Origin of the sequence: Curvibacter sp. PAE-UM, from assembly GCF_001432305.1 — a bacterium.
Taxonomy (GTDB): Bacteria; Pseudomonadota; Gammaproteobacteria; order Burkholderiales; family Burkholderiaceae_C; genus Hylemonella.
This window is the reverse complement of sequence record NZ_KQ483358.1, coordinates 2,957,956-2,973,007: the sequence shown is the minus strand read 5'-3', so window position 1 is coordinate 2,973,007 and position 15,052 is coordinate 2,957,956. Positions and strand designations below refer to the sequence as shown.

General features: G+C 64.7%; 10 protein-coding genes. 7 read left to right on the top strand and 3 right to left on the bottom strand.

Features of this window, described 5'->3' with window-relative positions; genetic code table 11:
* Nucleotides 1-8 precede the first annotated feature (8 nt).
* The 3 genes from AO057_RS14260 to AO057_RS14250 all read left to right on the top strand — a co-directional run bounded on the left by AO057_RS14260 (nucleotide 9) and on the right by AO057_RS14250 (nucleotide 2,743).
* A complete protein-coding gene (locus tag AO057_RS14260) occupies nucleotides 9-1,145 on the top strand; it encodes an NAD(P)/FAD-dependent oxidoreductase (protein ID WP_057676576.1) in 1,137 nt (378 codons plus the stop codon).
* Between the two features lie 487 nt (nucleotides 1,146-1,632).
* Nucleotides 1,633-2,142 (top strand): hypothetical protein, encoded by a 510-nt coding sequence (locus tag AO057_RS14255; protein WP_057676575.1) that lies wholly within the window; start codon nucleotides 1,633-1,635, stop codon nucleotides 2,140-2,142.
* A 226-nt stretch (nucleotides 2,143-2,368) separates the two neighbouring features.
* Nucleotides 2,369-2,743 carry a hypothetical protein gene (locus tag AO057_RS14250; protein ID WP_168163377.1) on the top strand — a complete coding sequence of 125 codons (375 nt, stop codon included), beginning with the start codon at nucleotides 2,369-2,371 and terminating at the stop codon, nucleotides 2,741-2,743.
* 274 nt (nucleotides 2,744-3,017) lie between these two features.
* Here AO057_RS14250 and AO057_RS14245 read toward each other — a convergent pair whose 3' ends face one another.
* A complete protein-coding gene (locus AO057_RS14245; protein WP_057676573.1) occupies nucleotides 3,018-4,703 on the bottom strand; it encodes an electron transfer flavoprotein-ubiquinone oxidoreductase in 1,686 nt (561 codons plus the stop codon).
* A gap of 169 nt (nucleotides 4,704-4,872) precedes the next feature.
* Here AO057_RS14245 and AO057_RS14240 point away from each other — a divergent pair, with 169 nt between their 5' ends.
* From AO057_RS14240 to AO057_RS14225, 4 genes are all read left to right on the top strand, one after another.
* Nucleotides 4,873-5,655, top strand: a complete 783-nt coding sequence (locus AO057_RS14240) for an SDR family oxidoreductase (RefSeq protein WP_057676572.1) — start codon at nucleotides 4,873-4,875, stop codon at nucleotides 5,653-5,655.
* A gap of 19 nt (nucleotides 5,656-5,674) precedes the next feature.
* Complete coding sequence (locus AO057_RS14235; protein ID WP_057676571.1) at nucleotides 5,675-8,821, top strand: EAL domain-containing protein; 3,147 nt, start codon at nucleotides 5,675-5,677, stop codon at nucleotides 8,819-8,821.
* 72 nt (nucleotides 8,822-8,893) lie between these two features.
* Entirely contained in the window at nucleotides 8,894-11,317 is a 2,424-nt protein-coding gene (locus tag AO057_RS14230) for a Lon protease family protein (RefSeq protein WP_057676570.1), read from the top strand.
* Nucleotides 11,318-11,608: 291 nt separating this feature from the next.
* Entirely contained in the window at nucleotides 11,609-12,733 is a 1,125-nt protein-coding gene (locus tag AO057_RS14225; RefSeq protein WP_168163376.1) for an ABC transporter substrate-binding protein, read from the top strand.
* Between the two features lie 47 nt (nucleotides 12,734-12,780).
* Here the strand turns inward: AO057_RS14225 and AO057_RS14220 are convergent, their stop codons facing one another.
* Together AO057_RS14220 and AO057_RS14215 are read right to left on the bottom strand one after the other, a co-directional pair.
* A complete protein-coding gene (locus AO057_RS14220; protein WP_057676568.1) occupies nucleotides 12,781-13,356 on the bottom strand; it encodes a peroxidase-related enzyme in 576 nt (191 codons plus the stop codon).
* A 41-nt stretch (nucleotides 13,357-13,397) separates the two neighbouring features.
* Complete coding sequence (locus AO057_RS14215) at nucleotides 13,398-14,885, bottom strand: sensor domain-containing diguanylate cyclase (RefSeq protein WP_057676567.1); 1,488 nt, start codon at nucleotides 14,883-14,885, stop codon at nucleotides 13,398-13,400.
* Nucleotides 14,886-15,052 lie beyond the last annotated feature (167 nt).

The window sequence follows — 15,052 nt, the reverse complement described above, 5'->3', positions numbered from 1 at the left end:
AGACCCGCATGAGCACACCCCACCGTATCACCGTCATTGGCGCCGGCTTCGGCGCCCTGTCCAGCGTGCGCGAGATCCGGCGGCGCGACCCGGCCGTGCAGATCACGCTGGTCTCGCCGCGCGCCGAGCTGCACTACCTGCCCGGCATCATCTGGATCCCCAGCGGCCTGCGCACGCGCGAGCAGCTGGTGCTGCCGCTGGCCAATTTCTTCGCCCGCATGCAGGTGACGCACGTCGCCGCCGAGGTGACCGGCCTGCGCGAAGGCGGCCGCCTGGTGGACACCACGGCCGGCGAGGTGCACAACGATGCGCTGGTGATCGCCAGCGGCGGGCGCTTCATCAAGAAGCTGCCGGGCATCGAACACGCCATCACGCCCTGCGAGGGCATCGCTGCGGCCGAGCAGATCCGCGACCGCCTGAGCGCGATGAAAGGCGGCACCATTGCCGTGGGTTTCGCCGGCAATCCGAACGAGCCCAGCGCGGTGCGCGGCGGGCCCATGTTCGAGTTCCTCTTCGGCATCGACGAACAGCTCAAGCGCGAGGGCCGGCGTGACCAGTTCGAGCTGGTTTTCTTCAACCCGAGCAAGGAGCCCGGCAATCGCCTGGGCCCCAAGGCTGTGCAGCATCTGCTGGACGAGATGGCGCGGCGCAAGATCCGCACCCACCTGGGCCACAAGATGCTGCGCTTCGAGGCGGACAAGGTCGTCACCGAAGGCGGCGAACTCAAAGCCGACCTCATCCTCTTCATGCCCGGCATGACGGGCAATGCTTGGTTCGACCAGACGGCGCTGGCGCGCTCCCCCGGCGGCCTGCTGCAGGCTGACGCGCAGTGCCGCGTACAAGGCGCCGAGCAGGTCTACGTGGTGGGCGACTCGGGCAGCTTCCCCGGCCCCGACTGGATGCCCAAGCAGGCGCACATGGCCGACCTGCAAGCCGCCGCCGCCGCGCAGAACCTGCTGGCCGGCCTGCGCGGCCAGACACCCACGGCCACCTTCAAGGTGGAACTGATGTGCATCATCGATGCCCTGAGCCAAGGCACGCTGGTGTGGCGCACCCCCACGCGCAACATCATCCTGCCACCCAGCCGCCTGTTCCACTGGGCCAAACGCTGGTTCGAAGGCATGTATCTGAGGAAGTACCGCTGAGCGGGCGACTGCAGGGCGATCGCTCTGTGCTGGAATTGCAACGGGGCCGTGGGCCCCGTTGTTCATGGATGCGTGTGGTTCCGGCCTTGGTGTGCCGTCGTCGAGGACTTGTTGCGGCCAAGAGCAAGCGCTTGGCTCGGGCGAGTGTAGGTCCGGTCTAGGCTGGTTGCTGCCGGTCAAATTTCGCGGACTGATGACCGCTAGTGCCGATAGCGGTCGACCAAGATTGGGGCCAGAAACTGTCGCTCTATGACCCTTTTGGGGGATATCGCCCTGTGCATCGGCTTCCTAGAATCTGTCCAGAACGCTGCGTGGTTTGACGGTTTCATTTATACCTGTACAAACAGCCACAAGAATTGAGATTTCTTCAATAGTGACAAGCCTTTAGGGTGGATCCAATGGACGGTTTATCACGCAGGCTCCGTTTTATTTCGCAAGTTTTGCGATCTACATCACGTTAGCCCTATCAAGAGGAGCATTCACCACCATGAAGAGAGCAATCCTGATCACTGGCTTCAACAACTGGGGCAAGACAACTCACATCTACAGCATGTTCGGGCGCTCTCGCTTTTACATGGGGAGCACCTATTCCATCCCAGGAGTGAACGGACAATTCACCGTAGAGTCGCACTCGAACGACGATTTCGGTGAAGACCGTTTCGTCGAGGCCGTGAAGGATCGAATCGCTCAATCGCCACCGGTGGAGAAAGATATCTTTTGTGCGTTCTGCCCGACCCGAGAGGACGACAACGATTCGCGGCGCATTCTCCAAGGCAAGCCATTCTCAGGCTTCGACGAAATCCACCTCCTGTTACTGAAATACAAATGGGATTTCCACGCCGAACTCAGAATTCAGGATATCCGCAACTACTTGTCGCCCGTCGCAAATGTCCAGTTCTTCGTAGTTGATGCTGATGCCAGCCAAACAACAGACGCCTCGCGGCGCCAAGCTAGGGAGAGTCAAATTGTTTCCTATCTCAAGCGCCTCTATCCATAGGGCTAACCCATCATTCCACCGGACCTGCGCGAAGAGCCGCGCAGGCCGGTTATCTCCACGTTAGACCGCAATGGCATGGCGACTGGTTACGGATACAGAGATTCGGAACCTCCCGGTGCCCGAAAAGATGTTCGCTTATGCGACGTCGTACGCGCGGGGTGCGCTCGCACTCTGCGATGAGCTTGCGCAGTCATCTGCGTATTCGTGGCCTGACGGAGCTGTGGTCTTGATGATGTCCTCGCATGCCACAGAGCTCTTTCTGAAGGCAATGTTGCTTAAACGCGTCCCAGAAGAACTTGTTTGGGATCTGGGGCACGACCTTGAAAGCGCGTGGGAGGGGTACTGCCTGAGCTTTCCTGAGCCGGAGTATCAGTGGGATATCCCGTTCAAGACGGTATATTCTGCAGGAATCACACCAGCGCAGAAGGCTGAATTCCAGAAGATGCGAGACGCTCACCACAGTATCCTTTTCCGCTATCCTGTAGACAAGAAGACCGGGAAAGACTGGAAAGGTTTGTACGCTTTCGAGCCTAACCTGTTCATACCTGTCCTTCGGAAAATGAAAGATGACTTCAGGCGCGTTTGGTCCGTCGCGGTCTAACAAGGCAGTCAACACAGACGCCCAAGGAAGTCCGCGCCTTCGGCGCTACGAGTTCCTTGGTCACCGGTCACTTCCACGTTGAGGGTCTGATCTTTCGGGCGCTATGCGACCGCTATGTAGCCGCAACAAGCCTCTCAGGATTCCGTAGCAACCGGCAGCAATCGCTGCAATGCCGTCATTAACTTGATCTTGCCGACTGGCCGTGACGGGTCGGAAGCGGGTATCAAAGAGAACGGGGCCTTTCGGCCCCGCTCTCTTTGATGCCTCATGAACATCACATCCCGCTGTAATTCGGCCCCCCGCCGCCTTCCGGCGTGACCCACACGATGTTCTGCGTGGGGTCCTTGATGTCGCAGGTCTTGCAGTGCACGCAGTTCTGCGCGTTGATCTGCAGGCGGTCGCTGTTGTCGGCGTTCTTCACGAACTCGTAGACGCCAGCCGGGCAGTAGCGGCTTTCGGGGCCGGCGTACCTGGCCAGGTTGATGCTCACGGGCACGCTGGCGTCTTTCAGCGTCAGGTGCGCGGGCTGGTCTTCGGCGTGGTTGGTGTTGCTGATGAAGACGCTGCTCAGGCGGTCGAAGGTGAGCTTACCGTCCGGCTTCGGATACGCGATCTGCGCGCACTCGGCCGCGGGCTTGAGGCGGGTGTGGTCGGCTTCCTCGCGGTGAATGGTCCAGGGCGGGCTCTTGATGCCGATTTTGGGCAGGAACCAGTTTTCGATGCCGGTCATGATGGCGCCGATGAGGTTGCCCTTCTTGAACCACTGCTTGAAGTTGCGCGACTTGTGCAGTTCGTCGTAGAGCCAGCTCTGCGCGAAGTTGACCGGGTAGGCGGTCACTTCGTCATGCTGGCGGCCGCTGGTCAGCGCACCGTACAGCGCCTCGGCGGCCAGCATGCCGCTCTTGATGGCGGCGTGGCTGCCCTTGATGCGGCTGGCGTTGAGGTAACCCGCGTCGCAGCCCACCAGGGCGCCGCCGGGGAAGACCACCTTGGGCAGGCTCAGCAGGCCGCCGGCGGTGATGGCGCGCGCGCCGTAGCCGATGCGCTTGCCGCCTTCGATGTGCTTGCGGATGGCGGGGTGGGTCTTCCAGCGCTGCATTTCCTCGAAGGGGCTGAGCCAGGGGTTCTGGTAGTCCAGGCCGGTGACGAAACCCAGGGTGACCTTGTTGCCTTCCAGGTGGTAGAGGAAGCCGCCGCCATAGGTGCTGTTGTCCATGGGCCAGCCGGCGGTGTGCACCACGCGGCCGGGCTGAGCCTGGGCGGCCGGCACTTCCCACAGTTCCTTGATGCCCAGGGCGTAGCTCTGCGGGTCCCGTCCTTCGTCGAGCTTGAACCTGGCGATGATCTGCTTGCCCAGGTGGCCGCGCGCGCCTTCGGCGAACACGGTGTACTTGGCGTGCAGTTCCATGCCGAGCTGGAAGCCGTCATGCGGCTGGCCGTCCTTGCCGATGCCCAGGTTGCCGGTGGCCACGCCCTTGACGGAGCCGTCCTCGTTGTAGAGCACCTCGGCGGCGGTGAAGCCGGGGAAGATTTCCACACCCAGGGCTTCGGCCTGCTCGCCCAGCCATTTGGTGAGCACACCCAGGCTGATGACGTAGTTGCCGTCGTTGTGGAAGCAGTCGGGCACCAGGAAGTTGGGGGTGCGCTTGGCCCCGGTTTCGCTGAGGAAGAGCACGTCGTCGCCGGTCACGGCTTGGTGCAGGGGGGCGCCCATCTCTTTCCAGTTGGGGAAGAGTTCGTTGAGGGCGATGGGGTCCATCACCGCGCCGGAGAGGATGTGGGCGCCGGGTTCGCCGCCTTTTTCCAGCACGACGACCGAGACGTCCTGGCCTTTTTCAGCGGCCAGCTGCTTGAGGCGGATGGCCGTGGACAGGCCGCCGGGGCCGCCGCCGACGACGACCACGTCGTATTCCATGGCCTCGCGGGGGCCGAACTGGGCAAGGATTTCTTCGTTCGTCATGGCGGCTGCTTTCGTATGAAGTCGCTTGATAATGGGGCTGTCGTGGGGTCGGATGTTAGGGGTAAACGCTCACCCGGCCTGTCGGATTTGCGACTGATTTTATGCCGGTTTAAGATAAAAATAGAACGGTCGTTCTATTTTGTTTGGTCTGACTCAGAAAGGGCCTGTCATGGCTTACAGCATCGATCTTTCCGGCCGCGTGGCCTTCATCACCGGCGCCTCGGGCGGCCTGGGTGCCCAGTTTGCGCGCACCCTGTCGCGTGCCGGCGCGGCCGTGGTGCTGGCGGCGCGGCGCATCGAGAAGCTCAAGGAGCTGCGCGCGCAGATCGAGGGCGAGGGTGGCGACGCCCACGTGGTGGAGCTCGACGTGACGGACATCGGCTCCATCAAGTCGGCCGTGGCGCACGCCGAGACCGAGGTGGGTTCCATCGACATCCTCATCAACAATTCGGGCGTCTCCACGACCCAGCGCATCGTGGACGTGACGGAGGAAGACTACGACTTCGTGCTGGACACCAACACCAAGGGCGCCTTCTTCGTGGCGCAGGAAGTGGGCAAGCGCATGCTGGCGCGCGCCAAGGGGGCGGCGCCGGGCACGTTCACTGGCGGGCGTATCGTGAACATCGCGTCCATGGCCGGGCTCAAGGTGCTGCCGCAGATCGGCGTGTACTGCATGAGCAAGGCCGCCGTGGTGCACATGACGCGGGCCATGGCCATGGAGTGGGGCAAGTTCGGCATCAACGTCAACGCGCTGTGCCCGGGTTACATCGACACCGAGATCAACCACCACCACTGGCAGACCGAGCAGGGCCAGAAGCTCATCGCCATGCTGCCGCGCAAGCGCGTGGGCCAGCCGGCCGACCTGGACGCAGTGCTGGTGATGCTGTGTTCCAACGAGAGCCATTTCATCAATGGCGCGGTGATCCAGGCCGACGACGGCTTCGCGGTCTGAGGCCCCGCGTATCGCTCGCATGAGCCAGCCACGACAGGGCGGTGACGCCTCGCATACCCTGAACCGGGTGACCAATGTGGTCATCGCCCTGGTTCTGCTGCTGTTTGTTTTCTACGCCCTCGATTCCTGGCGGAAGGTCAAGGCCCGGGAAGACCAGCACATGGAGTCCATCCTGGTGCTCATGGCCAGGACGCTGGACACCTATTTCCTCTCCAAGCAGGCCGGCATGCTGACCCTGGCCGAGGCGATCGACAAGCTGCCCGGCGGCCCGGGCAACCGGGCCGGGATGCAGCACCTGCTGGAGGATTACAAGAAGCACCGGCAGGACATCAGCCTGGCTTTCGTCACGGACATGCGCGGGCAGTTTCTGGCCTCGTCCCATACGCGGGAGCTGCGCCAGCTCCCGAGCATCGGCGACCAGCCCTCCTTCAAGGTCTTCCAGTCCGAGTACGACAACACGCGTGGCGTCTACCTGGGGCGGCCCCAGGTGGGGATGCTGACGGGGCAATGGTCTTTCTCGCTGCGTTATGTGCTGCGTGATCGCACGGGCAAGGGCATTGCCGTGCTGACGGATGTCTTTCCCACGGATTTCATGGTGTCGGTGTGGAAAGAGGCGCCCATGGTCGAACGGCTCCTGGTGGGCATCATGCGGGACGACGGCTACCTGCTGTCGCGCTACCCCCTGCCCCCGACGGTCCGCAAGGAAGATGTGTTCGGCACCCCCCGCACGGGGGCGCTCTACAGCTATCTGAAGCAGCATGACTTCCCCTGGTACGGGCGGGTGACGGGCCCCACCTCGCTCTCCGGCGGGGATGACTACGTGAACGTCTTCTACCGGCTGGAGAGCTTCCCGGTGACGGCCTTCGTCGCCCAGCCCGAGCACCAGATCGTCTACCTGTGGTTTGCGGGCATCGGGACCCCGCTGGTCATGCTGATCCTGCTGCTGGTGTCGATCAGGCTGGTTTCCTGGAAACTGGTCGAGCAGGCACGCAGGAGCGAAGCCGAAAGAATGGCCGCCGATGCGGCACTGCGCGCGAGCGAGGCGGAGCAGCGTTTCCTGATCGACAACCTGATGACGGGCGTCGTCGTCCATGACGCGGCAGGCGCCGTCCTGCGCTGCAATAACGAGGCCAGCAAACTCCTGGGCCTGAGCTTCGAGCAGATGACGGGCAAGCATCTGATCGACCCGGCCTGGCGTTTCCTGAACGAGGACGGCAGCACCATGGCGGTGACCGACTACCCGGCCTCGCGCGTGCTGACGACCCGGCAGCCCGTCAAGGACCTCGTGGCCGGCATCGTGAAATCGGAGGGCGCCGACATCAGCTGGGTGCTGTGCCGTGCCGATCCCTGGATAAGCGCAGCCGGTCAGCTGGACCAGATCGTCGTGACCTTTGTCGACATCACCATGCGGCGCCAGCTGACCTCGGAACTGCAGGACCGCGAGTTGAAGTTCAAGGCCCTGTTCGAGAACAGCATGGACGCCGTGCTGCTGACCGTGCCCGATGGCCGGGTGCTGGCCGCCAACCGCGCGGCGTGCCAGCTCTTCGGGCTGAGCGAGGCGCAGCTCATCGCGAAGGGGCGGGCCGGCCTGACGGACGCCGCCGATCCCCGGCTCCATGAACTGCTGGCGAAGCGATCGGCGACGGGACGGGCGGGCGGCCTGCTGACGATGATCCGCGGCGACGGCAGCCGGTTCACGGTGGAGATCAGCTCCAGCCTCTACCAGGACAGCCAGGGCGGCCAGTACAGCAGCATGATCCTGCGCGACATGACCGAGCGCCTGCGCAGCCAGGCCGAGCTGGAAGCCGCCAATACCGAAATGCGCCGCGTCAACGAGCAGCTGGCCGAAGTCGCCCACTTCGACATGCTGACCCATCTGCCCAACCGGGTGCTGCTGTCGGACCGCCTGCAGCAGGCCATGGCGCAATCCGCGCGGCGGGACAAGTCCGTGGGCATCGCCTTCCTGGACCTGGACGGCTTCAAGGACATCAACGACCGGCACGGGCATGCGACGGGTGACGACTTCCTGGTGGCCATAGCCAGGCGGCTCAAGTCCGTGCTGCGCGACGGCGACACGCTGGCCCGCATCGGGGGCGACGAGTTCGTCGCCGTCATGACGGACCTGGCGAACGAGCAGGACTGCGAGCCCCTGCTGCGCCGGCTGCTGCAGGTGGCGGCCGAGCCGGTGCAGATCGACGGCCACCCGCTCCAGGTGTCGGCCAGCATCGGCGTCACCCTCTACCCGACGGACAGCTCAAGCTCCGAGCAGCTGGTGCGGCATGCCGACCAGGCCATGTACCTGGCCAAGCAGGCCGGCAAGAACCGCTACCACGTCTTCGACGTGGTGAACGATGCCGCCATCCGGACCAAGCGCGAGAGCCTGGAGCAGATCAAGGCCGCCTACCGGCGGCGGGAGTTCGTGCTGTTCTACCAGCCGCAGGTCAACATGCAATCCGGCGAGGTGGTCGGCATGGAGGCGCTGATACGCTGGTTGCATCCGCAGCGCGGCCTGCTGGGGCCGGGCATTTTCCTGCCGGTGATCGAGGACCAGGAGGTGGCCATCGCCATCGGCGAGATGGTGCTGGACATGGCACTGGTGCAGATGGAACAGTGGCAGGGCATGGGCCTGCATCTGCCCGTGAGCGTGAACGTGTTCTCCCGGCAGCTGCAGCAGGAGGATTTCGTGCAGAAGCTGCAGGCGCTGCTGGCGGCTCACCCTTCCGTCGCGCCCGAGCGGCTGGAGCTGGAGATCGTCGAGACCAGCGCGCTGCAGGACATCCCCCAGGTCTCCAGCCTCATGCATGCCTGCGCCGGGCTGGGCGTGCGCTTTGCGCTGGACGACTTCGGCACCGGCTACTCGTCCCTGACCTACCTGAAGAAGCTGCCCGCCCAATTGCTGAAGATCGACCAGAGCTTCGTGCGCGACATGCTGGAAGACCGGGACGACCTGGCCATCGTCGAGGGCGTGATCGGCCTGTCCAAGGCTTTCAACCGCAAGGTGATCGCCGAGGGCGTGGAAACCGTGGAGCACGGCCGCATGCTGCTCTCCCTGGGGTGCTTGCTGGGCCAGGGTTATGGCATCGCGCGTCCCATGCCGGCGGCGGACGTGCCACGCTGGCTCAGCCAGTGGCAGGCGCAGCAGCCCTGGGCCAGGCGGCCGGGCTGACGGCCAGGGCGCGGCCCGGCGTTTCTTGATCCTCGTCAAGCCAGGCCCCGCTCGGCGGCGCACAATAGTCGCATGCCCATCGCCCAAGTCCCGCCCGCCGAGTTGCGCCTGGCCGTCGACGCCAGGACGCTGGGTTTTGCCGACACCTCCGAGCTGCTGGGTCAGCCGCTGCCCTGGATCGGCCAGGAGCGGGCCGAGCAGGCGGCGCGTTTCGGCCTGCAGATGGATGCGCCGGACTACAACCTCTTTGTGCTGGGCGAGGTGGGCAGTGGCCGCACCACGCTGCTGGCGCAGATGATGCGCGAGGTGGCGGCCACGCGGCCGGTGCCGCCCGACCTGTGCTACCTGCACAACTTCGACGCGCCCGAACGCCCGCGCGCCTTGCGCATGCCGCCCGGCCAGGGCCGCCAGCTGCGCAGCCTGATGCAGCAGCTGGTCAAGACCCTGCAGGCCGAAATCGCCAAGCGCCTGGACGGCGAGGACTTCCGGGCCGAGAGCGCCCATCTGCTGAAGGCCTACAAGGCCGAGGACCAGCGCGTCTACGCCGAACTGGACGCCTATGCCGAGGCGCGCCATTTCGCCCTGATCCGCGACGAGGGCCACCTGGTGCTGACCCTGCGCGACGAGAAGGGCGAGCCCATGACCGAGGGCAAGCTGCTGGCGCTGCCGAAGGAAAAACGTACCGAGACCGACCGGCTGGAGGAAGAGTTGCGCGGCGAGATCACACGCTACCTGGAGAAGTCGCGGGCCCTGGAGCGTGTGATGAACGAGGGCCTGGCCGCGCTGCGCCGCCAGGTCATCAAGCCCCTGCTGGAGCACGAGTTGCAGGAGATCCGCAACGAGCTGCGCAAGCAGATCAAGGACACCGTCAAGCTGGGCGGTTACCTGGACCAGGTGGCGCACGACGTGCTGGAGAACCTGGAGCTGTTCCAGCCCGGCGACGGCGACGAGGATGGCGTGCGCGCCGAAGCGCTGGCCAGCGTGCTGACGCGCTACAGCGTGAACCTGGTGGTGGACAACCAGGGCCACGCCGGCGCGCCGGTGATCGTCGAGGACAACCCCCTGTTCCGCACCCTGTTCGGCAGCGTCGAGTACCAGAACGAGAACGACGTGCTGGTGACGGACTACTCACGCATCCGCGCCGGCAGCCTGCTGCGCGCGCACGGCGGCTTCATCATGCTGCACCTGCGCGACCTGCTGGCCGACGAGCCGGTGTGGGAGAAACTGCGCCGTTTCCTGCGCAGCGGTCGCCTGCAGATCGAGGAGCCGGGCATGCTCTATGCGCCCATCGCCGCGGTCTCCCTGCAACCCGAGCCGGTGGACGTGGACGTGAAGATCATCCTGGTGGCTTCGGTGGAGGAGTACTACGCCGTGCAGGAAGGTGACCCGGAGTTTGCGCGGCGTTTTCGCTGCAAGGTGGACTTTGCCGAGAGCTTCACGGCCAGTGCCCAGACCCGCCAGGCCACCGCCATCTTCGTGGCCCATACCTGCCGCAAGCTGGGCCTGCCGCACTTCAGCGCGCCGGCCGTGGCCGCGCTGCTGGAGGAGGCCCACCGCGAGGCCGAGGACCAGGCGCGCCAGAGCGCCATCTTCGCGCACAGCGAGGCGCTGGTGATGGAGGCCGCAGCCATGGCGCGCGCACGCGGCGCGGCGCTGGTGGAGGCCATCGACGTGCTGGCCGCACGGCAGGCGCGCATCCACCGCCACGACTACCCCGAGCAGCGCCTGCAGGAGACCATCACCGATGGCGAGCGCCTGCTGGACGTGGACGGCGAGAAGGTGGCGCAGGTCAACGGCCTGACGGTGGTGGACCTGGGCGACTACCGCTTCGGTTTCCCCGTGCGCGTCACGGCGCGCACGCACGCGGGCGACGAGGGGCTGCTCAACATCGAGCGCGAGGTGGAGCTCTCGGGCCCCATCCACGACAAGGGCGTGCTCATCCTCAACAGCTACCTGGCCGCGCTGTTCGCGCACATCGCACCGCTGGCACTCAATGCCGCGGTGGTGTTCGAGCAGGAGTACAGCGGGGTGGAGGGTGACTCGGCCTCCTGTGCCGAGTTCTACGCCTTGCTGTCCTCGCTCTCAGGCCTGCCGCTACGCCAGGGCATTGCCGTGACGGGCGCGGTGAACCAGCACGGCGAGATGCTGCCGGTGGGCGGCATCAACGAGAAGATCGAAGGCTATTTCCGCAGCTGCGAGCTGATGGGCCTCACGGGCCGCCAGGGCGTGCTGATCCCGCGGCGCAACCGCCGCCACCTCATGCTGGAGCACCGTGTGGTGGAGGCGGTGGCGCAGGGGCGCTTCCAGATCTGGACGGCCGACAGCGCCGGCGAGGGCATGGAACTGCTCTGCGGCCAGCGCTTTGGCGAACTCGGCCCCGCCGGCTACCCGGCCGACACGGTGCTGGGCCGCGCCCAGAAGACGCTGCAGGACTACCGCAAGGCCACCCAGGCCGCCGGCGCGAAACCCGAGCGGCGGCCGCGCACGCTCAAGTAGCTTTCATCCGTTCCAGATGGCCCAGGTGACGTGACGCGCCTGCCGTGCTGCGCGCCATTGGACCGGGTATTTCCAGCAGATGCCTGTGCTGGCTGGACCCTGTTCGCTCAGACTTGTCCGCGGGACGACAAGTCTGAGCAAGCTGCTACGGGTATGGGTATATGTAACAACCCGGCTTATGTGCACAAATTCATATGTCGACCTATTAATTGGCCCTGAAGTTCTGGTCAATCCGACGACGGTTCCATAACCTTGCGCCCATCCTCAAACCAAAAAGAGATGGGAGTTTTCATGCGGATTTTTTTGAATGCGGCTTTGGGCCTGCTGTTGTCGGCCACCGGGGTGCCCGCCCTGGCGCAAAAGGGGGGCGAACCGATCCTGATCGGCCAGAGCGCGGGCCTGAGCGGCGGCCAGTCGGCCTACAGCGCGGATGTGCGCAAAGGGCTGGAAGCCTATTTCAGCCATGTCAACAAGAACGGCGGCATCAATGGCCGGCCGATCAAGCTGCTCGTCGAGGATGACGGCGGCAAAAAATCCAATGTGCTGGCCAATACGAAGAAACTGGTCGAGACCGATCGTGTGCTGGCGTTGATCGGCTACACCAGCGGCGCTGGCGTGGAGGAGTCACTCGACTATCTCGACAAGATCAAGGTGCCCATGCTGTCGCCCATGACGGGCAATATGGGCATCCGGGCCAGCCTGCACAGGAACCTCTTCCATACCCGTGCGGGCTATGACGCCGAGATGAAAAAGGTCATCGGCAACATGGCCACGATGGGGCTCAGGAGCTTTGGCCTGGTGTATCTGGATGACGTGGGGCCAGGCAATGCGAAGGCGATGCACGATGCGCTCAAGCTCCACAACCTGAGCGCCCTGATCGAGACGCCCGTGAACCGGAATGCCTTGGATTTCAATGCCGCCATCGACAAGCTGCACAAGGCCAATCCCGCGGTCGTGGTGTTCATCACCAACAGCGTGCCGCTGGTGAAGATCATCCAGGGCCTGCGTGCCAAAGGCTATGGCGGGCAGTTCGTCACCAGTTCGTTTGCCGGCATCAAGGTGATCGAGGAACTCAAGGACAAGGCGCCAGGCCTGATCCTCAGCGAGGTGCTGCCGAACCCGAGCCGCACGCAGTTCAAGCTGGTCAAGGAGCATTACCAGTTGCTCAAGGAGTACGCACCCGAGGCCACACCCAACTACACCACGCTGGAGGCCCATGTGTCGGCCAAGGTGCTGGTCGAGGGCTTGCGCCGTGCCGGCAACAACCTGACCCCCGAAAAACTGGTGGATGTGCTCGAAGACATCCGCAAGCTCGACCTGGGCGGTTACGAAATCAACTTCTCACCCAAGAGTCGTGATGGTTCTGTCTACGTGAACACGGGCGTGGTGTCGCTCGACGGCGCACTGCGCTTCTGAGGGGGCCGTTCAGGCGGCCCGTCGGACGGTCCCACCCGTGGCGGGGCCTACTTCTTTTCCCTCGGGACACGGCCCAGCAGATAGAACTCGGGGTTGGGCATCATGTTGCTGAACGAGGCCATGCGGTTGGAGAGGCCGAAGAAGGCCGTGATGGCGGCGATGTCCCAGGCGTCTTCGTCGCTGAAGCCGTGCGCTTGCAGGGCGGCGAAGTCGTCCTCGCCGATTTCATCCGAGCGCAGGCAGACCTTCATGGCGAAGTCCAGCATGGCGCGCTGGCGCGGCGTGATGTCGGCCTTGCGGTAGTTGACCGCCACCTGGTCGGCCACCAGGGGCTTTTTCTCGTAGATGCGCAAAATCGCACCGTGCGCCACCACGCAGTACAGGCACTGGTTGGCCGCGCTGGTGGTGGTGACGATCATCTCGCGCTCGCCCTTGCTCAGGCCCGAGTCCTCCTTGAGCATGAGCGCGTCGTGGTAGGCGAAGAAGGCGCGCCATTCGGCCGGGCGGCGCGCCAGTGCCAGGAAGACGTTGGGGATGAAGCCGGATTTCTCCTGCACCTCCAGGATCCGCGCACGGATGTCCTCGGGCAGGTCCTTGAGTTCGGGATGGGGGTAGCGGTTCATGCGGTCTCCGACGGGTGGATGCCGCATTATCGGGCGCGGACTCAGTCTTCCAGGTCGGTGAAGGCGCTGTTGCGGCCCGATGCCTTGGCGCGGTAGAGGGCCCGGTCGGCCCGGCGCAGCAGCGATTCGGCGTTCTCGCCCTCGCGCCATTGGGCCAGGCCCGCGCTGATGGTGATGTGTCTGGGCAGTCCCGGGGTATGCAGAGCCGCCACGGCCGCGCGCATGCGCTCCACCAGCGTCACGGCAGCGTTGATGTCGGTTTCGGTCAGCAGCACCACGAATTCCTCGCCGCCCAGGCGCGCGACGTGGTCGCTCTGGCGCACATTGGCCACCAGGCTGTCGGCCACCTGGCGCAGCACCGTATCACCGACGTCGTGACCGTAGTTGTCGTTGACCAGCTTGAAATGGTCCAGATCGAAGTAGACGGCCGTGAGGGTGCGGCGGTAGCGCTGGGCCCGCAGGATTTCTTCGTCCAGTCGCAGATCCAGCATGCGGCGATTGCCGACCCCGGTCAGCGGGTCGGTCAGCATCAGGTGTTCCAGCGTGCGGCGCACGGCCGCCTCGCCGCGCATGCTGCGCAGCAGGGTGGTGGCGAGCAGCACGCAGGCGATCGAGATGAGGAGCGCGATCGACACCAGGATCAGGGTGTGCATGCGCCAGGCGCGCAGCAGGTCGTCGAGCGAGGCGGTGACGGCCACCACCAGGGGGTAGTCCTGCACGCGGGTAAAGGCCACCGCGCGGGACCGGCCATCAATCGGGCTGCGGTCGGACTCGTAGTAACCCCGGTGCAGCACGCCCATGTTCCGCTGCCACATGGGGGACTGCGCGACGTTGGAGCCGATGATCTTGTCGTCCATGGGGCTGCGGAAGAGAAAGAGGCCGTCGTTCCGGATGATGGCGATGGTGCCCTGGGGCTGGATGCGCTCGGCCTCGAAGGTGCCGGCGATGCGGTCGAGTTCGATGGCGGCGAAGAGGACAGCGATATCGCCACCGGCTTGGGTCACCGGGATGGAGATGGGAATGCCCAGCTTGCCGGTGACGCGGCTGATCACGGGTTGGGCCACGTAGAGGCCGCGGGTCTTCTCGTTGAACTGGGCCTGGAAGTAGTCGCGGTCTGCGACATTGGTCCGGTTCGTCTGGCCACGATCGGGGACGTAGCGCAGCGTGCCGTCACGCGTGACCATACGGATGTCGATCAGCTTGTCGGAGGCCTGGCGCAGGTTCTCGACCAGCCGGATGAAGCCGGGCGCCTTGCCGGGGTCCTGATCGGGGTGCTCGGCCATCCAGAGGCTGGCCACGGTGAGGGAGGTTTCCGCCTGCTTGAAGAGGTTGCGGGTCTGCTCGTGGACGGCGGTGGTGAGCTGCTCCAGCACCTGCGCATTGGCCGCCAGGGTGCTGCTGCGCTCCCACCAGGACCAGAAGCCGACGAAACCCCAGAGGCACAGGAGCAAGCCCCCCACCAGCCCGTAGACGATGCGGTGGTTGACCCCGCTCGACCGCGCGATCAGCCAGTCTTTCAGACGCTGCAAACCGGAACTCCTAACGACTCGCTCTTGTTTTTCCAGGCGCCTGTGGCGCTCTGCAGGAAGTCCCTGGAACGTGTATACACTTTAATGCATATCCCCGGCGACGTCGAGTTGGCCCGGTTTCGCCAGGCGCCGAAGTGATGAAGAAGTCACACTGGCTTCAGGCTTGC

Excerpts from the sequence above, each read along its gene's own strand:
- AO057_RS14255 (WP_057676575.1), top strand. The coding sequence starts at position 1,633 with ATGAAGAGAGCAATCCTGATCACTGGCTTCAACAACTGGGGCAAGACA.
- AO057_RS14220 (WP_057676568.1), bottom strand. The coding sequence starts at position 13,356 with ATGAACCGCTACCCCCATCCCGAACTCAAGGACCTGCCCGAGGACATC.
- AO057_RS14240 (WP_057676572.1), top strand. The coding sequence starts at position 4,873 with ATGGCTTACAGCATCGATCTTTCCGGCCGCGTGGCCTTCATCACCGGC.
- AO057_RS14245 (WP_057676573.1), bottom strand. The coding sequence starts at position 4,703 with ATGACGAACGAAGAAATCCTTGCCCAGTTCGGCCCCCGCGAGGCCATG.
- AO057_RS14235 (WP_057676571.1), top strand. The coding sequence starts at position 5,675 with ATGAGCCAGCCACGACAGGGCGGTGACGCCTCGCATACCCTGAACCGG.
- AO057_RS14225 (WP_168163376.1), top strand. The coding sequence starts at position 11,609 with ATGCGGATTTTTTTGAATGCGGCTTTGGGCCTGCTGTTGTCGGCCACC.
- AO057_RS14230 (WP_057676570.1), top strand. The coding sequence starts at position 8,894 with ATGCCCATCGCCCAAGTCCCGCCCGCCGAGTTGCGCCTGGCCGTCGAC.
- AO057_RS14260 (WP_057676576.1), top strand. The coding sequence starts at position 9 with ATGAGCACACCCCACCGTATCACCGTCATTGGCGCCGGCTTCGGCGCC.